The 23,553-nt window shown below is 63.6% G+C and carries 28 protein-coding genes and 2 tRNA genes; 24 read left to right on the top strand and 6 right to left on the bottom strand.

Annotated elements, in window-relative coordinates; translation table 11 throughout:
* Window positions 1-96 precede the first annotated feature (96 nt).
* From AC1VVK_RS15770 to AC1VVK_RS15785, 4 genes are all read left to right on the top strand, one after another.
* Window positions 97-1,011: a LysR substrate-binding domain-containing protein gene (locus tag AC1VVK_RS15770; protein WP_482903710.1), complete on the top strand. Its 915-nt coding sequence runs from the start codon at window positions 97-99 to the stop codon at window positions 1,009-1,011.
* Window positions 1,012-1,072: 61 nt separating this feature from the next.
* Window positions 1,073-1,819 carry a tRNA (guanosine(37)-N1)-methyltransferase TrmD gene (gene trmD / locus AC1VVK_RS15775; protein WP_482903711.1) on the top strand — a complete coding sequence of 249 codons (747 nt, stop codon included), beginning with the start codon at window positions 1,073-1,075 and terminating at the stop codon, window positions 1,817-1,819.
* Window positions 1,816-2,184, top strand: coding sequence for a 50S ribosomal protein L19 (rplS, locus tag AC1VVK_RS15780; protein ID WP_132384929.1), 369 nt, complete (start codon window positions 1,816-1,818; stop codon window positions 2,182-2,184). Before trmD ends, rplS begins: the two co-directional genes overlap by 4 nt.
* Before the next feature lie 418 nt (window positions 2,185-2,602).
* Entirely contained in the window at window positions 2,603-2,875 is a 273-nt protein-coding gene (locus tag AC1VVK_RS15785) for an HU family DNA-binding protein (RefSeq protein WP_067732802.1), read from the top strand.
* 124 nt (window positions 2,876-2,999) lie between these two features.
* Here the strand turns inward: AC1VVK_RS15785 and AC1VVK_RS15790 are convergent, their stop codons facing one another.
* Both AC1VVK_RS15790 and AC1VVK_RS15795 read right to left on the bottom strand, forming a co-directional pair.
* Complete coding sequence (locus AC1VVK_RS15790; protein ID WP_482903712.1) at window positions 3,000-3,842, bottom strand: hypothetical protein; 843 nt, start codon at window positions 3,840-3,842, stop codon at window positions 3,000-3,002.
* Window positions 3,843-3,873: 31 nt separating this feature from the next.
* Window positions 3,874-4,689: a TrmH family RNA methyltransferase gene (locus AC1VVK_RS15795; protein ID WP_482903713.1), complete on the bottom strand. Its 816-nt coding sequence runs from the start codon at window positions 4,687-4,689 to the stop codon at window positions 3,874-3,876.
* A gap of 172 nt (window positions 4,690-4,861) precedes the next feature.
* On the opposite strand from AC1VVK_RS15795, the gene AC1VVK_RS15800 reads away from it, so the two are divergent.
* From AC1VVK_RS15800 to AC1VVK_RS15810, 3 genes are all read left to right on the top strand, one after another.
* A tRNA-Tyr gene (locus tag AC1VVK_RS15800) sits at window positions 4,862-4,947 on the top strand.
* Between the two features lie 191 nt (window positions 4,948-5,138).
* On the top strand, window positions 5,139-5,888 hold the full coding sequence (locus tag AC1VVK_RS15805; protein ID WP_132384931.1) for a phosphatidylserine decarboxylase: 750 nt from the start codon (window positions 5,139-5,141) through the stop codon (window positions 5,886-5,888).
* 20 nt (window positions 5,889-5,908) lie between these two features.
* Window positions 5,909-6,739, top strand: coding sequence for a CDP-alcohol phosphatidyltransferase family protein (locus AC1VVK_RS15810; RefSeq protein WP_482905184.1), 831 nt, complete (start codon window positions 5,909-5,911; stop codon window positions 6,737-6,739).
* Window positions 6,740-7,056: 317 nt separating this feature from the next.
* Here the strand turns inward: AC1VVK_RS15810 and AC1VVK_RS15815 are convergent, their stop codons facing one another.
* Complete coding sequence (locus AC1VVK_RS15815) at window positions 7,057-7,356, bottom strand: hypothetical protein (RefSeq protein ID WP_482903714.1); 300 nt, start codon at window positions 7,354-7,356, stop codon at window positions 7,057-7,059.
* A gap of 416 nt (window positions 7,357-7,772) precedes the next feature.
* Here AC1VVK_RS15815 and rpsB point away from each other — a divergent pair, with 416 nt between their 5' ends.
* Both rpsB and tsf read left to right on the top strand, forming a co-directional pair.
* Window positions 7,773-8,528 carry a 30S ribosomal protein S2 gene (gene rpsB, locus AC1VVK_RS15820; protein WP_132384933.1) on the top strand — a complete coding sequence of 252 codons (756 nt, stop codon included), beginning with the start codon at window positions 7,773-7,775 and terminating at the stop codon, window positions 8,526-8,528.
* Window positions 8,529-8,645: 117 nt separating this feature from the next.
* A complete protein-coding gene (gene tsf, locus AC1VVK_RS15825) occupies window positions 8,646-9,569 on the top strand; it encodes a translation elongation factor Ts (protein ID WP_132384934.1) in 924 nt (307 codons plus the stop codon).
* A 78-nt stretch (window positions 9,570-9,647) separates the two neighbouring features.
* Here the strand turns inward: tsf and AC1VVK_RS15830 are convergent, their stop codons facing one another.
* The gene (locus AC1VVK_RS15830; protein ID WP_482903715.1) at window positions 9,648-10,256 is read right to left on the bottom strand and encodes an NAD(P)-dependent oxidoreductase; all 609 of its coding nucleotides are present in this window, start codon (window positions 10,254-10,256) and stop codon (window positions 9,648-9,650) included.
* Between the two features lie 54 nt (window positions 10,257-10,310).
* Here AC1VVK_RS15830 and AC1VVK_RS15835 point away from each other — a divergent pair, with 54 nt between their 5' ends.
* The 11 genes from AC1VVK_RS15835 (at window position 10,311) to rpmE (ending at window position 20,398) form a co-directional block, all read left to right on the top strand.
* Window positions 10,311-10,751 (top strand): winged helix-turn-helix transcriptional regulator, encoded by a 441-nt coding sequence (locus AC1VVK_RS15835; protein WP_482903716.1) that lies wholly within the window; start codon window positions 10,311-10,313, stop codon window positions 10,749-10,751.
* Window positions 10,752-10,885: 134 nt separating this feature from the next.
* Window positions 10,886-11,605 carry a UMP kinase gene (gene pyrH / locus AC1VVK_RS15840; RefSeq protein WP_132384937.1) on the top strand — a complete coding sequence of 240 codons (720 nt, stop codon included), beginning with the start codon at window positions 10,886-10,888 and terminating at the stop codon, window positions 11,603-11,605.
* 3 nt (window positions 11,606-11,608) lie between these two features.
* On the top strand, window positions 11,609-12,166 hold the full coding sequence (gene frr / locus AC1VVK_RS15845) for a ribosome recycling factor (protein ID WP_132384938.1): 558 nt from the start codon (window positions 11,609-11,611) through the stop codon (window positions 12,164-12,166).
* 31 nt (window positions 12,167-12,197) lie between these two features.
* Window positions 12,198-12,902, top strand: a complete 705-nt coding sequence (gene uppS / locus AC1VVK_RS15850; RefSeq protein WP_132384939.1) for a polyprenyl diphosphate synthase — start codon at window positions 12,198-12,200, stop codon at window positions 12,900-12,902.
* Window positions 12,889-13,662 (top strand): phosphatidate cytidylyltransferase, encoded by a 774-nt coding sequence (locus AC1VVK_RS15855; protein WP_482903717.1) that lies wholly within the window; start codon window positions 12,889-12,891, stop codon window positions 13,660-13,662. Before uppS ends, AC1VVK_RS15855 begins: the two co-directional genes overlap by 14 nt.
* Window positions 13,663-13,670: 8 nt before the next feature.
* Complete coding sequence (locus tag AC1VVK_RS15860) at window positions 13,671-14,831, top strand: 1-deoxy-D-xylulose-5-phosphate reductoisomerase (RefSeq protein WP_482903718.1); 1,161 nt, start codon at window positions 13,671-13,673, stop codon at window positions 14,829-14,831.
* Between the two features lie 48 nt (window positions 14,832-14,879).
* A complete protein-coding gene (rseP, locus tag AC1VVK_RS15865; protein WP_132384942.1) occupies window positions 14,880-16,265 on the top strand; it encodes an RIP metalloprotease RseP in 1,386 nt (461 codons plus the stop codon).
* Window positions 16,266-16,438: 173 nt separating this feature from the next.
* The gene (bamA, locus tag AC1VVK_RS15870) at window positions 16,439-18,976 is read left to right on the top strand and encodes an outer membrane protein assembly factor BamA (RefSeq protein ID WP_132385724.1); all 2,538 of its coding nucleotides are present in this window, start codon (window positions 16,439-16,441) and stop codon (window positions 18,974-18,976) included.
* Window positions 18,976-19,575: an OmpH/Skp family outer membrane protein gene (locus AC1VVK_RS15875; RefSeq protein ID WP_482903719.1), complete on the top strand. Its 600-nt coding sequence runs from the start codon at window positions 18,976-18,978 to the stop codon at window positions 19,573-19,575. Before bamA ends, AC1VVK_RS15875 begins: the two co-directional genes overlap by 1 nt.
* A gap of 20 nt (window positions 19,576-19,595) precedes the next feature.
* On the top strand, window positions 19,596-20,048 hold the full coding sequence (gene fabZ / locus AC1VVK_RS15880) for a 3-hydroxyacyl-ACP dehydratase FabZ (protein WP_132384944.1): 453 nt from the start codon (window positions 19,596-19,598) through the stop codon (window positions 20,046-20,048).
* A gap of 122 nt (window positions 20,049-20,170) precedes the next feature.
* A complete protein-coding gene (gene rpmE, locus AC1VVK_RS15885) occupies window positions 20,171-20,398 on the top strand; it encodes a 50S ribosomal protein L31 (protein ID WP_132384945.1) in 228 nt (75 codons plus the stop codon).
* Between the two features lie 97 nt (window positions 20,399-20,495).
* On the opposite strand, the gene AC1VVK_RS15890 is transcribed toward rpmE, so the two are convergent.
* Window positions 20,496-20,852: a PilZ domain-containing protein gene (locus tag AC1VVK_RS15890; protein WP_482903720.1), complete on the bottom strand. Its 357-nt coding sequence runs from the start codon at window positions 20,850-20,852 to the stop codon at window positions 20,496-20,498.
* A gap of 203 nt (window positions 20,853-21,055) precedes the next feature.
* On the opposite strand from AC1VVK_RS15890, the gene AC1VVK_RS15895 reads away from it, so the two are divergent.
* Window positions 21,056-21,604 carry a superoxide dismutase family protein gene (locus AC1VVK_RS15895; protein WP_482903721.1) on the top strand — a complete coding sequence of 183 codons (549 nt, stop codon included), beginning with the start codon at window positions 21,056-21,058 and terminating at the stop codon, window positions 21,602-21,604.
* Window positions 21,605-21,638: 34 nt separating this feature from the next.
* Here AC1VVK_RS15895 and AC1VVK_RS15900 read toward each other — a convergent pair whose 3' ends face one another.
* Window positions 21,639-22,271 carry a prolyl hydroxylase family protein gene (locus AC1VVK_RS15900; protein ID WP_482903722.1) on the bottom strand — a complete coding sequence of 211 codons (633 nt, stop codon included), beginning with the start codon at window positions 22,269-22,271 and terminating at the stop codon, window positions 21,639-21,641.
* A gap of 195 nt (window positions 22,272-22,466) precedes the next feature.
* On the opposite strand from AC1VVK_RS15900, the gene AC1VVK_RS15905 reads away from it, so the two are divergent.
* The 3 genes from AC1VVK_RS15905 (at window position 22,467) to AC1VVK_RS15915 (ending at window position 23,553) form a co-directional block, all read left to right on the top strand.
* A tRNA-His gene (locus AC1VVK_RS15905) sits at window positions 22,467-22,543 on the top strand.
* A gap of 137 nt (window positions 22,544-22,680) precedes the next feature.
* Window positions 22,681-23,409 carry a heme ABC transporter permease CcmC gene (gene ccmC, locus AC1VVK_RS15910; protein ID WP_482903723.1) on the top strand — a complete coding sequence of 243 codons (729 nt, stop codon included), beginning with the start codon at window positions 22,681-22,683 and terminating at the stop codon, window positions 23,407-23,409.
* A gap of 3 nt (window positions 23,410-23,412) precedes the next feature.
* Window positions 23,413-23,553 (top strand): hypothetical protein, encoded by a 141-nt coding sequence (locus AC1VVK_RS15915; protein ID WP_165912053.1) that lies wholly within the window; start codon window positions 23,413-23,415, stop codon window positions 23,551-23,553.

Genomic DNA, 23,553 nt, shown 5'->3' on the forward strand with positions numbered 1-23,553 from the left:
GGTTCCTCCATCGGATGACTGGAATCTGCTTGATCGGGCGGCACTTCGCCAACAAAGCCTCTGGCACGGGTCATAAGGCTGGCTTATCGTTGCGCCATGGACCGCCTGCCGCCCCTGACCGCCATCCGCGCCTTCGAGGCTGCGGGCCGCCACGAGAACTTCTCGCGCGCGGCCGAGGAACTGGGAATGACGCAGGCGGCAGTGTCCTACCAGATCCGCCAGCTTGAAGACCGCGTCGGCAAGCCGCTGTTCGTGCGCGAAAAGGGCAGGGTGCACCTGTCCGATGTCGGGCGTCGGCTGCTGCCGGCGCTGACCGGCGCCTTCGCCTCGATGACCGATGCCTTCGCGGCTGTGTGGAGCGAGGACGAGGATGTGCTCTCGCTTAATGCTTCGGTCTCGATCGGTGCGTCGTGGCTGAGCGAGCGGATCGGCCGCTTCCAGCTGCGCCACCCCGATCTGGCGGTACGGATGTCGCTCAGCAACGAGGTCGTCGATCTGGCCACCTCGCCTTACGACGCGGCGATCCGCGTCGGTTACGGCAAGTGGGAGGGGTTGCGCGCCGAATTCCTGTTCCGCCAGCATTTCTCGCCGATCTGCGCGCCGGTGTTCCTCGAAAAGAATCGCGTCGAAAAGCCGGAAGATCTGCTGGCGGTGGAGCGCTTCGCGCCGAACGATCGCTGGTGGGCAGGCTGGTTCGCCGCCAACGGCATCGGCACCCCGCCTCCGCCGCGCGCCGGCATCGTCTTCGACAACCAGCTTCAGGAAGCCACCGCGATGCGCCAGGGCTTCGGTATTGCGCTGATGTCGCCGTTGTTCTGGCGGGCGGATCTGGAAGCGGGCCGCCTCGTGCAGCCTTTCGACACGCTCTACTATCCGGGCCCGGCGCAATGGCTGATCCATTCGGAAAGCCGCGTCGGCGTCCGCAAGATCGAACGCCTGCGCGAATGGCTGCGTGAGGAGATCGCCGCTGACCGTGGTTTCCTGCCCGCCGAAGTGTGGGAACCGCTCTGAAGGACGCAAATCCGGCGCTTTCCCCTTGCCGTAGCCGGCGAATTGGGCTTTGCGCGGGGGCATGACTTTCAATGCCACCGTTCTCACCCTCTACCCGGAGATGTTCCCCGGCACGCTTGGCATCAGCCTTGCGGGCAGGGCGCTGGCGGAGGGGAAGTGGGCCATGAATCCCGTCCACATCCGCGATTTCACCACGGACAAGCACCGCACCGTGGACGATACGCCCGCCGGCGGCGGCGCCGGCATGGTGCTCAAAGTGGACGTTCTGGCCGCCGCGATCGACCATGCCCGCTCGATCAATCCCGACGCGCCGATCATCGCGATGACGCCGCGCGGCAAGCCCATTTCGCAGCAGCGCGTGCGCGAACTGGCGGACGGCCCCGGCGTCACCATCCTCTGCGGCCGCTTCGAAGGTTTCGATGAACGCATCTTCGAAGGCCGTCAGGTGGAAGAGATGTCGGTCGGCGACGCGGTGCTTTCGGGCGGCGAACCCGCGGCAATCCTGCTGTTAGACGCTTGCATTCGGCTGCTTCCCGGCGTAATGGGCGCGGCTTCCAGCGGGACCGAGGAATCGTTCGAGGACGGTCTTCTCGAATACCCGCAATATACCCGACCTACCGAGTGGGAAGGGCGCACGATCCCTGAAGTGCTGCGATCGGGGGATCATGCGAAGATCGCCGCCTGGCGGAAACAACAGGCGGAGGAAGATACACGGTCACGCAGGCCGGACCTTTGGGAACGTCGCAGTGACGTTCGGGGCCAGTCTGCCTCTGGTGCGCGGCGCAAAAACGAGGACTTAGGTTCATGAACCTGATTCAGCAGATCGAGGCCGAGGAAATTGCCAAGGCCGCCAAGGATATCCCGACCTTCCGTCCGGGCGACACCGTCCGCGTCGGCGTGAAGGTTGTCGAAGGCACCCGTACCCGCGTCCAGGCTTACGAGGGCGTGTGCATCGCGCGCTCGAACCGTGGCATGGGTTCGAACTTCACCGTGCGCAAGATGAGCTTCGGTGAAGGCGTTGAGCGCGTATTCCCGCTCTACTCGCCGAACATCGATTCGATCACCGTTGTCCGTCGCGGCGTCGTGCGTCGTGCGAAGCTGTACTACCTGCGTGGTCGTACCGGCAAGCGCGCCCGCATCGCCGAGCGTCGCGTCAACGACACCCAGGCGTAAGTCCGGGAGTGATGCCCGGCTCTTCGCAGCCGGGCAGCTTGAGAGGCGGTTCGATTTTTCGGGCCGCCTTTTTTGTGCCTGTCGGCAATCCGGCTGTCCCTATACGGTAAATGCACCCGTCTGATTTCATGAGGCGAATCATGGAGAGGAAGCGGCGGCACCCGCTTCAAAGGCAGGCGAAAGGCCGTGCAGACGGGGCAGTTCGGAGCATGCGTGCATCGCATTGAATGCATTCAGGCTCCGCAATTGTCGAAAACGTCATCTGAGTGGCGGAAAAACACGATAAACTGCGCATTTTCGCCTTGTTTAGGCTTTGACAGCGTCAGCAAAAACCGCTCAATTCCGTGCCGTTCAGAGGCGAATCCAAATTTTATCCCATCACATCCTGTTTTCACTGAAAGGTTAGGGGGTACCCATAATGAACAAGAACGATCTGATCAGCGCGGTCGCAGACTCGAGCGGCCTCACCCGCAGCGATGCCACCAAGGCCGTCGAAAGCGTTTTCGATGCCATCACCGGCGCGCTGAAGAAGGGCGACGAAGTGCGCCTGGTCGGCTTCGGCACCTTCTCGGTCGCCAAGCGCAAGGCTTCGACCGGTCGCAACCCGCGTACGGGTGAGCCGATGGAAATCAAGGCTTCGGCTCAGCCGAAGTTCAAGGCCGGCAAGGGCCTCAAGGACGCTGTCAACTAAGCAGCATCCGGCAGCCTGTCGACGCCTCGCAGGCTGAAGTAATTACGCCGCGCCAACCTCAAGGTTGGCGCGGCGTTTTGCATTTGGGGAAGGGGGCGCCCGGATGAGCGCCCCGCATGTCGGATCAGGGCTTGAGCTTCACCAGCGCAGTGGGCGCTGCGGGCGTGCGGGCATTGACCTTCCAGGTCAGCGTGCGCCCACCGGGACCGTTTTGCGGACCTTCGTCGGTATTGTTGGCCAGGATTTCGCCATTGGTGATGATGGAGAAGGTGCCATCGGCTTCGCTGGTGCTGTCGGTATCGGCAGCCTCGCTTCCGGCGTCGCTGTTCATTCCTGCCAGCATGGCCCCCATCATGTTGCCTGACGACTGGGACGGCCCGAACGCGGGCGCATCGATACGCACGCTGCCGTCCTGCCGCAGCGAGAGCTGCACGAAGGCATTGGCCATCGGGAAGCCTTCGATGGTGGGGAAGGTGAAGTCGTGGTCCAGCTTGCCGCCGATCGCGAAATCGACGTCGAAGCGGCCGTCACCCTTGTAGACCACGTTGTTCCAGCCGGTTTGGCGGCGCAGCTTGGCGGCCACTTCCTCGCCGGCACGGGGATCGCTGGGATCGATGCCGCCCAGCAGCGCCTTGGCGGCCTGCGCATCGGTCTTCTGCTTGTCCGCGCGGGATTCCTCCCACTTCGACTTCTGTTCGGCGAGTTCGGCCGGCGTGCAGGTGCGCTCGTCGGAGTTGTCGTCGTGGCAGGTCTCGGGCTCGAACGGCGTTTCCTTCGACTTTTGCAGAGGCAGCATCACGATCTCGCCGGTATAGGCGAAATGGAAGCTCCGATCGGTCTTGAGGCTGAGCTGCGAGGTGAATTTGCCGGGCACGAAAATGCAGGCTGCCACCAGCATCGCCATCCCGGCGACGGCGAGGCCTGCAAGCAGGCCTCGCGCAGGGTTGCGCCGTTCGGTCGAAATCATGTCGTTTCCCCTGTCGTCGTCGGATCCCGGATCAGGGGGCCGGGCGTGTGGCTACGGCGTAAAGCGCGATGGCAGCGGCGTTGGAGACGTTGAGGCTCTCCATGGCCTCGTTGATCGGCAGCTTGGCGATCGAATCGCAGTGCTGGACGATATTGTGGCGCATGCCATCACCTTCGGCGCCGAGCACGAGCGCGACCGGACCGGCGGGGAGGGCGTTACCAAGCGTCTCCGTGGCGCTACCCTCGAGCCCGATGCGCCAGTAACCGGCCTCGGCGATCTCTTCGAGCGCGCGGGCGAGGTTCACCACGCGTACCCACGGCAGGATTTCAAGGGCACCCGAGGCGCTCTTGGCCAGCGTGCCCGATTCGGGCGGCGCGTGCCGGTCCTGCGTGACGATGGCGCAGGCATTGAGCGCGGCGGCCGAGCGCATGATGGCGCCGACGTTGTGCGGATCGGTAACCTGGTCGAGCACGACGACCGGCCGCGCCGGATCACCGTCGAGCACATCGTCGATATAGATGTCCTCAAGCGGCTCGCATTCGAGGACGAGGCCCTGATGGGGGGCGTCGCGCGCGACGAGTCGGGCCAGATCGGCAGGCTGTGCCCATTCGACCGGGAAATCGGCCGGCAATTCACCGTCGAGAGATTCGACTCCCTCGCGAGTTGCCCACAGCTTTCTATGTTGGCGATTCGGGTTCTTGAGAGCTGCTTCGACCGCATGACGGCCCCAGAGGCGCACCATGCCGGAACTTGCGCGACCGCTGCCACGCCCGTTCTTCATACGGCCGGCGCGGCCGCGCAGCGCTTTTGCGGGCCGTTCGCCGTCCCGGTCGCTACGATTGCTCATGAAAATGTCCTTTACGAAAAAATCTGTCCCGCTCCTGCCAGCACCCCCATTGACAGGCAAGGCTCGGTTCTACATAGGCGCCCTCCTCGGCAGCGAGGCTCTGGTTTCAGAGCTTCAACACAGCGGGTTCCTCTCCCTAGGGAAAGGTCTTCCGCCGCCAGCGATCTGGTGTGGACAGGTGGCCGAGTGGTTAAAGGCAGCAGACTGTAAATCTGCCCGTGCAAGCGTACGCTGGTTCGAATCCAGCCCTGTCCACCACCAGCTTCCTTCATCAAGGAATTCCCTTCGGGGACCCCCGGACATCTCGATCGCTACTCTCTCAGAGTACATCCGCCCGCGTGCAGGGAACAGACTCTGCCGCGGTACGCTTGGCAGGCGTTATATGCGGCCGGGGATGTACTCGGGCTCCCGCCATTGCGGGAGCGACGCACTCTCACTAGAGGAATGCCATGCCCGGAGATATTCTCGATAATCAGGGACGCGGCGAAGCGTCCTGGAACTGGCCCTCGATTCATCCCGAGGGTCGCAAGTTTGGCGCCATTGCGGCCGTCGTCGCGCTTGTGGCGTGGCTGCTCGTCGGCCCGTGGGTCGGTTGGCCGCTGGCGGTGCTGACGCTGTGCGTGCTGGCTTTCTTCCGCGATCCCGTCCGCGTGACGCCGCAGGACGACCGATTCGTCGTGGCGCCTGCCGATGGCCTCGTGACGCTGATCGGCAAGGTCTCGCCGCCGCGCGAACTGACGGTTGAGGACGGCAGCGGATCGCAGCCGATGTCGACCGAGCCGGTGACGCGCATCTCGATTTTCATGAGCGTGTTCGACGTGCACATCAATCGTGCGCCGATCGGCGGCACCGTGCGCCGGGTGATCTACATCCCTGGCAAGTTCATGAATGCCGACCTCGACAAGGCGAGCGAAGAGAACGAGCGCCAGCACTTGCTGATCGAGCGCGGTGATGGTCAGCGCATCTGCTTCACGCAGATTGCCGGCCTCGTTGCCCGCCGTATCGTTCCTTTCGTGAAGCCGGGTGACATCATCGCTGCCGGCCAGCGCATCGGCCTGATCCGGTTCGGCAGCCGCGTGGATGTCTATCTTCCCGCCGGCACCGAACCCAAGGTTCTGATGGGCCAGCGCATTGTTGCGGGTGAGACCGTGCTTGCCGAAATCGGCGCGGCCCCGGTGATCGAAGGCATTTCGCAGTGACCGAGGAGCCCGGTGAATTCATGGCGGCGCGCCAGCATCCGCGTCGCCGCCTTGCCGCCGGGCTCTCGATGCGGGCCTTCGTGCCCAATGCGATTACTGCCGCCGCGCTCTGCTCGGGCCTGACCGGTATTCGCTTTGCCATCGGCGGCGATTACGAGCGTGCGGTACAGGCGGTGATTCTCGCCGGACTGCTCGACGGGATCGATGGCCGCGCGGCGCGCATGCTCAAGGCGCAGACGCGCTTTGGGGCCGAACTCGACAGTCTTGCCGATTCGATCTCGTTCGGCGTTGCACCGGCGCTGATCGTCTATCTCTGGACGCTGCATCAGCTTCCCAGCCTGGGCTGGATTGCCGCGCTCGCTTTCGCGATCTGCTGCGTTCTGCGCCTCGCGCGTTTCAATTCGCGCATGGACATGCTCGATCAGCCGCACAAGCAGGCGGGTTTCCTGACGGGCGTTCCGGCGCCGCTTGGCGCCGGGCTCGGCTTTCTGCCGCTCTATCTGTGGATCGCCAGCGGCGTGCCCATCTTCGCCAACCCCATTGTGGTGGGCGTGTGGATGGTCCTGATGGCGTTCATGATGATTTCCAACCTGCCGACGCTCAGCTGGTCGCGGATGCGTCCGCCGTCGAGCCTGCGTCTTGGCGTGATCGCGCTGGTCGGTCTGACTGTCGCGGCGCTGCTGACTGAGCCTTGGTGGACGCTGGCAGTCATCACCATCGTTTATCTTGCGCTGATTCCCATCGGGATCAGGACGTACTTCAAGGTCAGGCGGCAAGCTCCCCGCTCGGCCATTCCAGTCCGGGGCGCTGTGTCGTCCACGAGCGAGGACGTACCGCACGATCCCGCCTGAGTGCGGACAATGCCGGAACCGGCACGCGTACCACCATCGCCCAATTGATCGCCAGCGTTTCCGGGCAGGCTGCCAGTCGGGCCCGAAGCGAGAGCGCTTCGTGCCCATAGCGGCGGAGCGTCGCCAGCATCGCATGGAGCGATGCCGCTGCGGCGAGGGCGAAGAGGCAGGCGGCAAATGCAGTCATGTCCAATCCTTTCGAGCCATCTGCGCCGGTGCCGATGAGGCGGGTCCGGCTGTGGATGTCTTGTGGAAAACCGACTCGTGTTCTATCAATGTTCCGTTGATGCATTTGTTCTCTTTTTGTTCATCCCCTGTCAAGGCGAAAATATTCGGGCCCGGAAATGCTTGGAATTCCCTGATTTTTGAGTGGCCTCGTTCGGCGTGGACGCGAATGGAGCGTTCCGGGCTCGCGATTCGGAATCGAGAACGGGCGCCTTGGCGCGAACGATCACGCGGTGGGTGAGGCGGGCTTTTACGAACTCTCGCCGCAGTCTGGCGATGGCGGGCAGGGCTGCGCGCAGAGTGGCTGCGATGGTGGCGCCTGCGAGCAAGGCGCCAAGCATGAAGAGCGAATGTCCGGCGATGGAGACAATCTCTATAGGGGTGAGATCCATGAACCGATTTCCTCGCACGCGCTTCGCTCCGGCGAAGCCGCCTCCCGTGCGGGCAAAATCCTTTTGCAGCAGGGCTGTTCGGGAATCGCGGTTCCCGTAAGCGGATCGTCTGCCGGGATGGCTCTGTGGAAAAGCTGTGGGAACACGGTGGTTTCCCGGGGGATATGAAATCTGCGGCGGTCCGGGGCGGCGCTGCGCCGGGCGGGAAGCGCGGCTCCTGCGCGATTGGGGCTGGATTTTGCCGACGAACCGGACTAAGGGCGGCCCCGCCTGAAGCAGGGGACCGAATTCGCGGTTCTCTCGCGACTCGGGCAATCCACATGGAAAGCGCACATACCGGTGCTTCGCGGCCAGAGCCTTATGGTTCCCCGCCTGGTTCCAGCTTTCCAGAGGCTCAAACCGGAAGGAATTATCTTATGGCGGCACCTGTCGTCACCATGCAGCAGCTCATCGAAGCCGGCGCCCACTTCGGCCACCAGACCCACCGCTGGAACCCGCGGATGAAGCCGTACATCTTCGGCGCCCGCAACGGCATCCACATCATCGACCTGTCGCAGACCGTGCCCCTGATGGCCCGCGCTCTCGAATTCGTGCAGGCAACTGTCCAGGCCGGTGGCAAGGTTCTCTTCGTCGGCACCAAGCGCCAGGCTCAGGAGCCGATCGCTCAGGCTGCCCGCGCTTGCGGCCAGCACTACGTCAACCACCGCTGGCTGGGCGGCATGCTCACCAACTGGAAGACCATCTCGGGTTCGATCAAGCGCTTCAAGGCTCTTGAAGAGCAGCTTTCGGGTGACACCGCCGGTCTCACCAAGAAGGAAGTTCTCCAGCTGACGCGCGAGCGCGACAAGCTTGAGCTTTCGCTCGGCGGTATCCGCGACATGGGCGGCATTCCGGACGTGATGTTCGTGATCGACGCCAACAAGGAAGCGCTGGCCATCAAGGAAGCCAACGTCCTTGGCATCCCCGTCATCGCCGTGCTCGACACCAACGTCGACCCGCAGGGCATCTCGTTCCCGATCCCGGGCAACGACGACGCCAGCCGCGCCGTGCGTCTGTACTGCGAGGCCGTTGCCCAGGCAGCGACCAAGGGTGGCCGTGACGCGCTCGTGAACAGCGGTGCCGACATCGGCGCCATGGACGAGCCGGTTGCCGAAGAGGCTATCGAGGCCTGATAGGTCCGGCGACGACTTTTTCGTCATGGAATTGTCGCGCGCCGGGTCCAATGGGCCTGGCGCGCATCCATTTTAAGGGCCGAGAACCGGTCCGACCCAAACAAGAGGATTTGAGCGATGGCTTACACCGCCGCTGACGTGAAGAACCTGCGCGAGCGCACTGGCGCCGGCATGATGGACTGCAAGAAGGCTCTGGATGAGACCGGTGGCGATATCGAAGCCGCTGTGGACGCTCTGCGCGCCAAGGGTCTGGCCGCTGCCGCCAAGAAGTCGAGCCGCACCGCGGCTGAAGGCCTCGTCGGCGTGACCGTGACCGGCACCAAGGGCGTTGCCGTCGAAGTCAACTCGGAAACCGACTTCGTCGCCAAGAACGACCAGTTCCAGGACTTCGTCCGCAAGACCACCGAAGTCGCCCTCGGCGTTGCCGGTGACGACGTGGAAGCGCTCAAGGCTGCTGCCTACCCGGGCGGCGGCACCGTTGGCGACGCGCTGACCAACAACGTCGCGACCATCGGCGAGAACCAGCAGGTTCGCCGCATGAAGACCGTCGAAGTGGCCCAGGGCCTCGTCGTTCCCTACATGCACAACGCTGCCGCGCCGAACCTCGGCAAGATCGGCGTGCTCGTGGCGCTCGAATCGGAAGCTCCGGCTGCCGCTCTCGAAGCCCTTGGCAAGCAGATCGCGATGCACATCGCCGCTGCCTTCCCGCTGGCCCTGACCGCTGACGACCTCGACGCCGACCTGATCGCTCGCGAGCGCAAGATCGCCGAAGAAAAGGCCGCCGAATCGGGCAAGCCCGAAGCCGTGCAGGCCAAGATGGTCGATGGCGCGATTGCCAAGTACGCCAAGGAAAACGCACTGCTCTCGCAGGTCTTCGTCATGGACAACAAGACCCCGATCCAGCAGGTCGTTGACCAGGCCGGCAAGGAAGCCGGTGCCAAGATCGTGCTGAAGGACTATGTCCGCTTCCAGCTCGGCGAAGGCATCGAGAAGGAAGTTTCGGACTTCGCCGCCGAAGTGGCTGCCGCTGTCGCCGGCTGATCCTTCGCGGATACCGAGATAAGAAAAGGGCCGGGGAGCTTTGGCTTCCCGGCCCTTTTTCTTTGCGTGCGTGCCGCGTCAGTAGGCGGCGGTAAAGCGCGCGCGGCTGTGCCGGTGGGCTTCCAGTTCATCGATCATGGCCACGGCGTAGTCGGCGAAGCTGATCTTGCTCTCGCCGGCGTCGTCGGTGATGAGCTGGTCGGTGCCGGGGTGGTAGCTTCCCGTGCGCGGGCCTTCGAAGATCAGGGCTGCGGGTGAGAAGAAGGTCCAGTCCACATCCTTGGTCTGACGCAGCACATCGAGGAAGGCGATGCCGCCCATTGCTGCGCCCTTCCAGGCTTCGGGAAATTCGGGATCGTCGATCACCCGCACGCCCGGCGCTACTTCGAGGCTGGCAGCACCGCCGGTGACCAGCAGGCGCGGTACCCCGGCCTTGCGGACAGCGGCAAGCAAGGTTTCGGCGGTAACATCGAAGTGCAGGGCGCTGATTACGGCGTCGTTGCCCGCGATGACGGCGGCGAGGGCATCGGAATCGGACGCGTCAGCGGCCTTGGCCGTCACGCCGTCAATCGCGGGAATCTTTTCCGGATTGCGGGCGATGGCGAGCATCTGATGTCCGCGCCGCGCGGCTTCCCGGGCGATTTCCGATCCGGCGCGGCCGCTGGCGCCAAGGACTGCAATCTTCATAGCGATTCTCCATGTGGTATCCAATGGTGACCAGGTGTGCTATCGAATGCACCTATGCAAGAAGGCACCTTGATCGCACCGGGTTACCCCGAGGGAACCGCAGCTCCCGAATCTCGTGCGCCGGATGTCTACGCGGCCAACTGTCCGACGCGGCAATTGCTCGATCGCGTGGCGGACAAGTGGAGCGTGCTGATCCTTACCACGCTTGGTCATGGCGAGATGCGTTTCAATGCGCTGAAGCGGCGGATCGACGGAATTTCGCAGAAGATGCTGAGCCAGACCTTGCGCTCGCTGGAGCGCGACGGGTTGGTGCTCCGCCATGTCGTGCCGACCGTGCCGGTGACGGTCGGCTATGCGATCAGTCCGCTGGGCCGGGAATTGCTGGATGCCCTGCAAGCGATGATAGACTGGGCTGAATTGCGGATGGCTGTGGTGGCCGAGGCGCAGCAGGCATACGACTTGCGCGAGCGTGCTTTGAGCGGGGCGTGGAATTAGCGGTATTTTTCCCGCGCTGGCCGGACAGAGGCCTTGCTGCGTCGATCCGCGCTCATCCACAGTCTCGCCCCTTGGCAATTTCCGCGCGCGCTCCTAAAGCCGGGGCCATCCAGCCCCCGAGGAGAAGTGCGGCCATGAGTTCCCCCTACAAACGCGTCCTTCTCAAATTGTCGGGCGAAGTTCTGATGGGGAACCAGCAGTACGGGATCGATTCCGATTTCGTCGCCGAACTCGCCAAGGAAGTGAAGGCGGCCAAAGAGACCGGCCTTGAGATCTGCCTCGTCATCGGTGGCGGCAATATCTTCCGCGGCATGGCCGGTGCCGCGCGCGGAATGGACCGTGCGCAGGCCGATTACATGGGCATGCTGGCCACCGTCATGAACGCGCTCGCCATGCAGAACGCGCTTGAGCAGCTTGGCGTGCATACGCGCGTGCAGTCGGCCCTGCAGATGGATCAGGTCTGCGAGCCGGTGATCCGCCGCCGCGCCGAGCGCCATCTTGAGAAGGGCCGCGTGGTAATCTTCGCCGCCGGCGTTGGCGCGCCCTACTTCACCACCGATTCGGGCGCCGCGCTGCGCGCTGCCGAGATGCAGTGCGACGCGCTGCTCAAGGGCACCAGCGTGGACGGTGTCTACGACAGCGATCCGAAGAAGAACCCGGACGCCAAGCGTTACGAAACCGTCGATTACGACACTGTTCTTGCAGACAATCTGCAAGTGATGGACGCATCCGCCGTTGCGCTCTGCCGCGATAACAATATTCCGATTGTCGTGTTCTCGATCCGCGAGAAGGGCAACCTTGCCACTGTTCTCGCCGGTGGCGGAACCAAGACGATCGTCCAGAAAGGAGCCTGACCCATGGCCAAGTACGACAAGGCGGACCTCGAACGCCGCATGAAGGGCGCGATCGACGCGCTCAAGCACGACCTTTCGGGTCTGCGCACCGGCCGCGCCAATACCGCGCTGCTCGAGCCGATCATGGTCACCGTCTATGGCGCCAACACGCCGATCACGCAGGTCGCGACGATCTCCGCTCCCGAGCCGCGCATGCTTTCGGTGCAGGTGTGGGACAAGTCGAACATCGGTCCCGTCGAAAAGGCGATCCGTTCGGCGGGTCTCGGCCTCAACCCGATCAATGACGGCAATACGCTGCGCTTGCCGATTCCGGATCTGACCGAAGAGCGCCGCAAGGAACTCGCCAAGCTCGCCAGCTCTTACGCGGAGAAGGCCCGTGTCGCCGTGCGCAACGTGCGCCGCGACGGCATCGAGAACCTGAAGGCCGACGAGAAGAAGAAGGAAATTTCGGAAGACGAGCGCAAGCGCAGCGAAACCGAAGTCCAGAAGCTGACCGACGACATCATCAAGCAGCTTGATGAGGAATTCGGCCGCAAGGAGAAGGAAATCCTCGGTAAGTGAGGCCTTTGGGCCTCTCCGGGAGAAATGTCTGATGGCGAAGAGTGAGCCCGCGAAAAGTGGCCCCGCTGTGGCGCGCCATGTTGCTATCATCATGGATGGCAACGGGCGCTGGGCGAAGAAGCGCCACCTGCCGCGCGCGCTGGGCCACCAGCGCGGCGTGGAGGCGGTGCGCCGCGTCGTGCGCGGTGCGCGCGAGCTGGGGCTGGAAGCGCTGACGCTCTACGCCTTCTCCACCGAGAACTGGCGCCGGCCGGAGGAAGAGGTCTCTGACCTCATGAGCCTGATGAAGCGCTTCATCCTTTCTGACCTCGACGAGTTCGCAGCGGCCGGGGTTCGGCTGAAAATTATCGGCGATTACAAGGCCTTCAAGCCCGATGTTGTCGAGCTGGTCGAAGGCGCCGTAGCGCGCACGGCGGCCAATACCGGCACCACGCTGGCAGTCGCGCTCAATTACGGTTCGCAGGACGAGATCGCCCGCGCCGCCACCAAGGCGGCCGAAAAGGGTCCGATCACGCCCGAGACCATCGCCGCCGAACTCGATACTGCCGATCTTCCACCGCTCGACCTGCTGATCCGCACGTCGGGCGAAGTGCGCCTCTCGAACTTCCTGCTGTGGCAGGCGGCCTATGCCGAGATGCTCTTTACCGACGTGCTTTGGCCGGACTTCTCGGTCGATCACCTGCGTGAGGCGCTTGAGGAATTCGCGAACAGGGAGCGACGCTATGGCGGACGCTGATCCGGTAAGGAAGAAGTCCGACCTGGGCGCGCGGACGGTTTCCGCCGTGGTCATGCTGGCTGTTGCCGGCGCCGCGCTGTGGCTGGGCGGATCGGTCTGGACGGCCTTCGTCTGCGTAATCGCGCTGGGCGTGCTGTGGGAATGGGTCAAGCTGTCGCGAGCGGCGATGACCGATCCGATGCACCGCGGTCTGATGAACTTCGCGGGCATGTTCTATATCGGCGTGGGGGCAGCCATGCTGCTGTTCCTGCGCAATCCCGCTTTCAGTCTGGCGCCGCTGCTGACCGTGCTGCTTACAGTGATCGGTGTCGATATCGGCGCCTATTTCACCGGACGCGCGCTGGGCGGCCCGAAGATTGCACCTGCGATCAGCCCATCGAAGACATGGTCCGGCCTGCTGGGCGGTGTGCTGGGGGCAACGCTGGTGCTCTTCGGTGCAGCGCGGTTCTGGCAGGAGGGCATGATCTCGATACTGGCGCAGGGCAATGCGGCCGATGGTCTTTCCTGCTTCGGCTCGCAGCCGTGCTGGTATCTGACGGCCAGTCCCGTGGCGCTGTTCGCTTCGTGCCTGATGACGGGGCTTTTCGTCGCCGTCTGTGCGCAGGCGGGTGACTTCTTCGAGAGCTGGCTGAAACGCCGTGCGGGCGTCAAGGATTCGGGCAACTTCATTCCCGGCCACGGCGGTTTCTTCGACCGTGCGGACGGCCTGCTTGCAGTGCTGTTCCTGCTTGCACTCATGATCCTGTTCCAGCCGAGGTAAGGGGTCCCATGACCGTTCAGCGCTCCATCTGCATTCTTGGCGCCACCGGCTCCGTCGGGGCGTCGACGCTGGACCTCGTGCGGCGGAATCCGGCGGACTGGCGCGTCACTGTGCTGACTGCTCATTCCAACGTCGACGAACTGGCGAAACTGGCGCGCGAATTCGCCGTCGACCTTGCAGTCATTGCCGACGAGGCGCGCCTCCCGGCACTGCGCGAGGCGCTTGGCGGGACCGGCATCGCGGCGGCCGGAGGACGACAGGCGCTTGTCGAGGCAGCCGGGCGAGGTGCCGACATGACCGTTGCTGCCATCGTCGGCTGCGCCGGTCTGGCGCCGACCATGGCCGCCATCGAGCAGGGCGGTGCGATCGCTCTGGCGAACAAGGAAGCGCTGGTCTCGGCCGGCGGCGTGATGATGGCGGCGGTCGCTCGGCACGGCGCCACGCTGCTGCCGATTGATTCCGAACACAATGCGATTTTCCAGTGCCTCCAGGGCAACGATATCGCTCACGTCCGATCGATCACGCTGACGGCCAGCGGCGGCCCGTTCCGCGAATGGAGCTGGGAGCAGCTTCAGGCCGCGACGCCCGCGCAGGCGGTGAAGCACCCCAATTGGGACATGGGCGCCAAGATCAGCGTCGATTCGGCAACCATGTTCAACAAGGGCCTCGAACTGATCGAGGCGCACCATTTGTTCCCCATCGGGCTCGACCGGCTGCGGATCGTGGTGCACCCGCAATCGATCGTCCATTCGATGGTTGAGTACCGCGACGGTTCGACGCTGGCGCAGCTCGGGCCTTCCGACATGCGCGTGCCGATTGCCGCCGCCTTGGCGTGGCCCGCGCGCATGGACACGCCTTGCGATCCGCTGGACCTCGCCGCGATAGGCGAGCTAACCTTCCGTAAGCCCGACGAAACACGCTTTCCCGCAACGCGCCTTGCGCGGGCGGCGGCTGAGGCGGGCGGCGCGATTCCCGCCGTGCTCAATGCCGCCAACGAAGTCGCCGTGGCGGCTTTTCTCGCCGGTCAGATCCCGTTCACCCGCATTGCCGAACATGTCGAGGACGTGCTGGGCGCCTACGCGCCACCGGCCCCGACCAGCCTTGACGACGTGCTGGCTGTTGACGCCGAGGCCCGCGCAAGGGCAAGCATGGTGGCGGGACCCGCGTAAACCGGAATTGGTGGCAATGCGGCGTGGGCCCGATGGAGTGTGCCTGACTTGACCGGATCGCCCAATCTGTTGACGACGATCTTCGCTTTCCTGCTGTTGCTGGGCCCGCTGGTGTTGATCCACGAGCTTGGCCACTATCTTGTCGGCCGCCTTTTCGGCGTGAAGGCCAATGCCTTCTCGATCGGCTTCGGCAAGGAGATTGCCGGGTGGACCGACCGGCGCGGCACGCGCTGGAAGCTTTCGATGCTGCCGCTTGGCGGCTACGTCCAGTTCGCCGGGGACATGAACCCCGCATCGGCGCCGAGTGCGGCCGAAGACGGCCTCTCGCCCGAGGAGCGCGCGCAGACTTTCCACGTCAAGCCGCTGTGGCAGCGCGCCTTGATCGTCTTTGCCGGTCCGCTGACCAATTTCCTGCTCTGCGTGCTGATTCTGGCGGCGTTCGCCTGGTTCAACGGCAAGCTGGTCGCCGATCCCGACGTGGCCGGATTCTCCCAGCACTCGGCCGCGCAGGCGGCGGGGCTTGAAGTTGGCGACCGCATTCTTGCGATCAACGGGGCGAAGATCGGCAATGTCGCCGATATCGACCAGCACACATCGTTCTATCCCGGCAAGACCGTGCAAGTGACGGTGCGCCGGGACGGTCAGGAACTGACGCTTCCCACAAAGCTGGCCGCGGTCGAACTCAGCGACGAATTCGGCAACAAGGCCACGCTCGGCGATCTGGGAATCGACTTTGCGGCGCCGCTGGTGAGCGGCTTCTACGGCGATTCGCCGGCGCGCGCGGCCGGAATGGAAGTGGGCGATCGCATTGTCGCCGTCGGCGATGTCGGCGTTACCAGCTTCCGGCAGGTTCAGGACGTCATTGTGGCCATCCCGGGCAAGCAGACTACGGTTACCGTGATGCGTCGCGGCGTCGCGCATGTGCTACCGCTCACCGTGGCAAGCCAGTCTGTGACCGACGCCAAGGGGCAGAGTCACACGATCGGACGGATCGGTGTCCAATCCGGCGTAGGCCGGCTTGAGAAGGTTGGCGCGGTTGAGGCGCTGGGCCTCGGTGTCGATCGCAGCTTCATGATCGTGGGCAACATGATCACCGGAATCCGCCAGATCATCACCGGCGATCGCTCGATGCGGGAACTGGGCGGACCCATCAAGATGGCCAAGTATTCGGGCGAGCAGTTCAGCCTCGGATGGGGCTCGTTCGTGTTCTTCGCCGGCATGATTTCGATTAACTTGGCATTCATCAATCTCCTGCCAATTCCGGGGCTGGACGGCGGGCATCTGGCTTTCTACGCGGCTGAACTGGTCCGTCGCAAGCCACTGGACGTACGCAGTCAGGAATGGGCGATACGCACCGGGGTGGCTTTTGTGCTGGCCTTGATGCTGTTCGTCACGGTCAACGATCTGGCGTCCCTTCCGATTTTCGGGGGATAGCCTGAAGGAATCTTCTCTCGATCACACTTCTGTCGGGATTGGCTGCTTGATTGGACGTCATCCATCGGGCAGACGGGCGCGATTGCCTGCCGGGGAGGTAGGTAGCCTGGCGGATCGATCTCTGAGCCTCGCGTAAGCGGATACAGGAATTTGCTTGAATGATGGGATGGGAAATGGGTCGCAGCATTGATGCTCGCCGTGCGCCGCAGCTAGCCGCAATGCTTCTGGGGACCACGATCCTTGCTGGCGTGCCCGCTGTAGCTTTCGCGCAGAATGTGGCTCCCGCGGCAACGCCGGCCGTTGCCGCTCCGGCTGCGCCGGAACCGGTGGGTGAGACGATCCAGACGATCCAGGTGGTCGGCGCGGAACGTCTGGAACCGCAGACGGTGCTTTCGTACATCCAGCTGCGCGTAGGACAGGCTTACACCAAGGCCGCCGCCGACGCCGCGCTGAAGGATCTCTACGCGACCGAACTGTTCGCCGACGCGCAGATCACCAACGAAGGCGGCACCGTGACCATCACGGTCAAGGAAAACCCCGTCGTCAACCGCATCATCCTTGAGGGCAACAAGCGCATCAAGGACGACAAGATCCTGCCGGAGATCAAGGTCGCGCCGCGCCAGATCTTTACGCGCTCGAAGATCCGCGCCGACGTTGCCCGCATCATCGAACTCTACAAGCGCCAGGGCCGTTACGCCGCGACGGTCGAGCCGAAGATGGTCATGCTCGACCAGAACCGCGTCGACATCGTCTTCGAGATCACCGAGGGCGACAAGTCCAAGGTCCGCCAGATCAACATCCTCGGCAACGAGCAGTTCTCCGATGGCGAACTGCGTGCGCAGATGGTGACCAAGCAGGCGCGCTTCAGCCGCCTGTTCAGCTCGAACACCACCTACGATCCCGATCGCATGGCGTTCGACCAGCAGAAGATGCGCCAGTTCTATCTGACGCAGGGCTATGCCGACTTCCGCGTGGTTTCGGCCGTGGCCGAACTGACGCCGGACAAGAAGGACTTCATCATCACGTACGTGGTAGAGGAAGGAAAGCGTTACAAGTTCGGCGACGTGAAGGTCGAAAGCCAGCTGCGCGACTTCGATGGCGACAAGCTGGCGAAGACGCTCGCGATCCACAAGGGCGACTGGTACAACGCCAAGCTGGTCGAAGACACCATCGACGGGCTGAACGACACTGCCGGTGCCTTCGGCTATGCTTTTGCCGACGTGCGCCCGCAGTACGATCGCGACAAGGACAACCTCACCATGGGGCTGACCTTCGTGATCCAGGAAGCGCCGCGCGTCTATGTCGAGCGCATCGACATCAACGGCAACACGCTGACGCAGGACAAGGTCGTCCGCCGCGAGTTCCGCATTGCCGAGGGTGACGCGTTCAACTCGCTTCAGGTCAAGCGTTCGACCAACCGCATCAAGTCGCTCGGATACTTCCAGGAGAAGTTCGAGGTCGAGCAGAAGCCCGGCAGTGCCGACGACCGCATCGTCCTCGAAGCCAACGTCGAGGAAAAGCCGACCGGTCAGCTCCAGCTTTCGGCCGGTTTCTCAAGCCTTGAACGCTTCATCTTCCAGGCATCGATCCAGCAGCGCAACTTCCGTGGTCGCGGCCAGACGGTAGGCCTTTCGGGCAGCTACTCGTCGTATTCGAAGTCGGTCGAAGCGAACTTCGTTGAGCCTTACCTGTTCAACAAGAACGTTTCGCTGGGCGTCGATGTCTATCGCCGCGACTATAACAGCTTCAATCTCGTCGATTCGAACCGCAACACGAATTACCAGCAGTCCACCACGGGCTTCCAGGTCCGTGCCGGTGTTCCGCTGACCGAGTATCTGACGGCGATTGCGCGTTATACGCTCAACTACGATGACGTTTCGGTCGACAAGGCGACATACTATTCGAACCGCGTCGATCCCAATGTCTATCAGTGCGACCCGCTCTATGCAGGCCTGTACTTGTGCGATGCGCTCGGCAAGCGTCTGAGCTCCATCGTCGGCGGATCGATTATCTACGATACGCTCGACAACCGTATACGTGCGACGCGTGGTGTGACCGCTGCAATCAATCTGGATATCGCGGGTCTTGGCGGCGATGTGAAGTATGCGCGTCTGCGTGCCAATGCTGCCAAATACTGGCCGCTGGGCAAGGGCTTCATCTTCTCGCTCTCGGGCGAGGGCGGTATCATCAAGGGTTGGGGCGGCAACGATGTTCGTCTGACCGACCGTTTCTACCTGGGTGAACCGCAGATCCGCGGCTTCGGTATCCGCGGCGTCGGTCCGCGTATCGTGCGTCAGTACTTCACGGTCGATGCGGACGGCAACAAGACCAATTCGACCAAGAACGACGACGCGCTGGGCGGCAACTATTACTACATGAGCCGCGCCGAGCTGGAGATTCCGCTGGGATCGGGCGCGCGTGAAATGGGCCTTCGTCCGTCGATCTTCGTCGATGCCGGTGCAGTTTGGGGTGTGAAGAAGCCCGAAACGACCGACTGTAGTGCTGGGTGCACCTTGAGCACCGCGACCGACAAGACCTACTTCACGGAAACTTTCCTCGGCGATTCGTGGAATCCACGCGTGGCCATCGGTTTCGGTGTGAACTGGAACTCGCCCTTCGGGCCGTTCCGCATCGATATTTCCAAGGTCCTCCTCAAGGAGGAGGGCGATGATACCAAGACCTTCACTTTCAACGTGGGAACGCAATTCTGATGACCAAGATTCTCAAGTCCGCCGCAGTGGCCTCGGGCCTGGCTCTTGCCACTCTCGTCACGCCCGCTTTCGCACAGGCCGTTCCGGCCTCGAAGGTCGCGGTTGTCGACCTCGACCGCATTGCGAAGGAATGCAACGCCTGCAAGACCGCGAACCAGACCCTTCAGGGTCAGATTCAGGCCTTCGAAGCGCGTCGCAACCAGCTTTCGACCCAGCTTCAGCCTGAAGCGCAGTCGCTGGAAGCTGCCGTGAAGGCGCTGGCGGGCAAGCAGCCCGACGCCGCGCTGCAGGGCCGCATCCAGGCCTACCAGCAGAAGGAACAGCAGGCCGGCCAGGAACTGCAGGGCCAGCAGGTTCAGATCCAGCGCAACCAGGCCTTCGTCGGCCAGCAGATCCAGCAGCAGCTGCAGGGTCTCTACAAGCCGGCGATGACCAAGCGCGGCGCCAACGTGCTTGTCGAAGTCGGCCAGACGCTCGCTTACGATCCGTCGCTCGACATCACCACCGACGTGCTCACCGCCCTCAATGGCGCGCTGACCACGATCAACACCACCGCTCCTGCCGCACCGCAGCAGCAGGCGGCTCCCACGGGCCGCTGAGAGCAGGGCGGGACCGGGCGATGAGCGAGTCGACTGAATTCGTGTACGACACCGCGAAGATCCTGGCGGCACTGCCGCATCGTTACCCGATGCTGCTGGTTGACCGTGTGGTCTCGTTCGATGAGAACGAGATCCACGCGGTCAAGGCCGTGAGCTTCAACGAGGACTTCTTCCAGGGGCACTTCCCTGGCCGTCCGATCATGCCCGGCGTCCTCCAGATCGAGGCGCTGGCGCAGGCGGCGGGCATCCTTGCCATTGAATCGCTGGGTTTGGCCGGTAGCGGCAAGCTCGTCTATTTCATGGCGATCGAGGAAGCGAAGTTCCGCAACCCGGTGACGCCCGGCAACCTTCTCGATCTGCGCGCCGGCTTCGTCCAGAAGCGTTCGCGCGTCTGCAAGTTCTGGGGCAAGGCGGCGATAGGCGATAAGGTGACCTGCGAGGTCAACTTCACCGCCATGATCGCGGATGCCTGACAGAGAAAGGGAAGGGTGCGAGCCTTTCCCTTGACTCTTGCATTTTCGGGACTGCCCGTGTAAGGGCGCCGCTTTCCCAAGCAGGCCGGTCGGAACCGGCCATATGCGAAGAGAGATACGACATGAAGGCCGATACGCATCCCGACTACCACCTGATCACCGTCCAGATGACCGACGGCACCACCTTCCAGACCCGCTCGACCTGGGGCAAGGAAGGCGACACGCTGGTTCTCGACATCGATCCGACGTCGCACCCGGCCTGGACCGGCGGCAAGGCGCAGCTGCAGGACGGTGGCCGCGTTGCCCAGTTCAACAAGCGTTTCGGCGGCCTCTCGCTCAAGAAGAACTGAGCGCGAAGCAAGCTTCACAAACACGAAGAAGGCGGTCCTTGCGGGCCGCCTTTTTTGTTTGTCGCGATAGGAAGCTGCTTGGCAAAGCCGTGCGTGGTCAGCCCGCGATATCCATCAATTCGTGCCATTCGCGGGCGTCGGAAGGAACGGCATGGAGGAATTCCATGCCCGCGCTGTCGCCGCGCACCCAGCGCACGACGGCCTTGAGTGTCGCGCCTTGGCCTATGCGGATGCTTACGAAGGCGCCCTGACGCAGCCACACGGCCTCGCCCGAAATGCAGCAGCCGTGGAGCGAGACGTCCGCGAGCACGACGCCTGCCTGTTCGCCGCGCGAGGATTCGACGCTTGCGGAATAGCGGGTCGCATGCCGCTGTTCGCGGCGACGTTCATCCCCGGCGGACGTCGAACGGGATATCGGTGCGCTCGAATAGAGTCTGGCGAGGGGGGCATTCATGCAATTGCGTCCTTGGCGACCGATTTTCTGCCAGCCGTTGTGACAGGTGATCGTTAACTTCGGGTCATCAGCACACCTGCGCATGCCCCTTCCTGCACCGGCAGCGTTCCGACAATTGCCTTTCCGGCGCCGGTGCTTAGTCTGCGCCGCATCGGCATCCGGCCGGGAAGAGGGCCCGCGCGGGCTCGTAGCGGAGAATCGCCATGTACCGTTCGTCACGTCTTTCCATTGCCCTTGGCATCGCAGCGCTCGCCGCCGGCCCGGCAATGGCCGCGAATACGAGCCCGCCCGCTGCCGCCTCGCTCAAGGCCGATGTGATCGGGATCGACGGCAAGGCGCTGGGCACCGTCACTGTCGAGCAGACGCCGACCGGCGTGCTGGTCATTACCGATATTCAGGGGCTGCCGGCGGGCGAGCACGGCTTCCATTTCCATGAGAAGGGTCTGTGCGATCCGGCCCAGAAGTTCACCACGGCGGGCGGTCACTTCACGGCCGGCGATCCGGTGCATGGCCTCATGTCCATGGGCGGGCCTCACGGCGGCGATATGCCGAACCAGCACGTCGGCGCTGATGGAGTGTTGAAGACGCAGGTGCTCAACACCGGGGTGACGATCACGCCCGGACCGAAGTCGATCGTCGATGCCGACGGCACGGCGCTGGTGATCCACGCGGACCCTGACGACTACACCAGCCAACCGGCAGGCAATGCAGGCAGCCGAATCGCCTGTGCGGTGCTCAGCGCGCCGAAATGATGGGAAGGGGAGGGCTCTCTCCCTCCCTTCCGTCCTATCCCCAGGGGCGCTCGCGGTACCACTGGGTAATGACGTACTTGAGCCCCTTGCGGACCTTCATGGCGTGGTGGAGCGTGGCGGCATTGAGGCTGCCGTCGGCGCGGCGGTTGTTCCAGGCCACAAGCTTGCCGCGCTCGGGCTGGATCAGCTTATCGATCACCTTGAAACGGGTCGCGCCGCCGGCGTCGACCGGGTTGAGGTAGACCATGAAAGTCCATGTCCGCTGGCCCGGTATGGCGCAGTACTTGTCGTAATCGGCGTTGTTCGGCTCGAAGTAGTCGGTGTGCGCCTTGAACTCCTGACCCACTTCGTAACGCTGGCCCTGAATGGGTTCCGCATGCGTGAGATCGATGCCCGAGATGCCCGCCAGTTTGGCGGCCAGCGCCGCAACGGCAGGCAGCTGCGGATCGAGGTCGCATGTCGAACTGGTGCGGAACACGTCGTCGCCATTATAGTTGGCGATCGTGGAGGGCCGGTGCTGCGCCTCGATCATCGCCACCAGTTCGTCGCACTCGGTCGGTGAAAGGAATTGGCGCTTCACGAAGAGGTCGAGGCGCGATGACGGAAAGCGCTGCATGCCCGGAAGGGCAAGCAGGATGTCGGGAGATGATTCGCCGGGGGCCTTCATGAGAGGGACCTTAGCCACGGTCTCGCAGCGGGAAAATCGCCGGAGTTGCGTCGCGATCCGATTTTTTGCCCGTGTCTTTTCATTTTTGCTTTGCAAGGTGAGACAGCTTGTGCAAAGGGCGCGCTCCGCACCGGATGCTGCTAAGGCGATCCGGACAGCGGTTCGGAAGTCTGGCCTCAAGCCTTGCTTCCTGTGGCGATCGTAGCTCAGTTGGTTAGAGCGCCGGTTTGTGGTACCGGAGGTCGTGGGTTCGAACCCCATCGATCGCCCCATTTTTCAAAAACCACGTGCAGGTCTGAATTCCTCCCGGCGATGATCCGGTCGAGACGCCATCAGGCGGGTGATAAGCCTTGTCCTGCGATCAAGGCCACTTGCTCCTTTTTACACGCACGATAGAAGCGCGGCTAAGATGCACGGCTTCGCCAATCCCGCCCGGTTCCTGCGTATCGCTCGTTGGCTGATGCCACTGTGCATGGGCGCGGGAATCGCGATCGCCACGGCTGCGCTGGGATGGGGCCTGTTCTTCGCGCCGGCTGAACGCTTGCAGGGCGAAACCGTGCGCATCGTCTACCTTCACGTGCCATCCGCCTGGCTTGGCATGGCGGGCTGGATGGGCATCGCTGCCGCCAGCTTCACCGAGCTGGTCTGGCGCCACCCGCTGGCGGGAATTGCCGCGCGGGCCTGTGCGGTGCCGGGCGCGGTGTTCACGGCCGTGTGCCTTGTCACCGGATCTCTCTGGGGCCGTCCGGCCTGGGGCACCTGGTGGGTGTGGGACGGGCGACTGACCTCGATGCTGGTGCTGCTGTTCCTCTATTTCGGCTGGATGGCGCTCTCACAGGCTAGCGAAGCTGCGGACGGCGGGCAGAACAAGGCACCGGCGATCTTCGGCCTTGTCGGCGCGGTGAACATTCCAATCATCCACTATTCGGTGATCTGGTGGCAGAGCCAGCATCAGGCGCCCTCGATCACCATGGGCAAGTCCGCCATGGCCGGGGCCTTCCTCTACCCGCTGCTCTTCGCGATGCTGGGCTTCACGCTGCTGTTTGCGGGCGTGGTGCTGGCGCGCATGCGCGCGATCCTCGCCCATCAGCAGGCCGAGGCGCGGCTGCGCCGTAAAGCGCTTTCCGAAGGATACTGAACGATGCGCGAGGCAATGGACCCCTGGACCTTCGTGGTCGCTGCCTATGCCGTGGGCATGGGCGCGGCGGCCGCGATGGTCGCCTGGTCGCTGCTGACCATGAGGCGCGCCGAGAAACGCCGTGACGAGGCAAGGAAACGCTGA

This window comes from Novosphingobium sp. BL-S-32, from assembly GCF_056857055.1.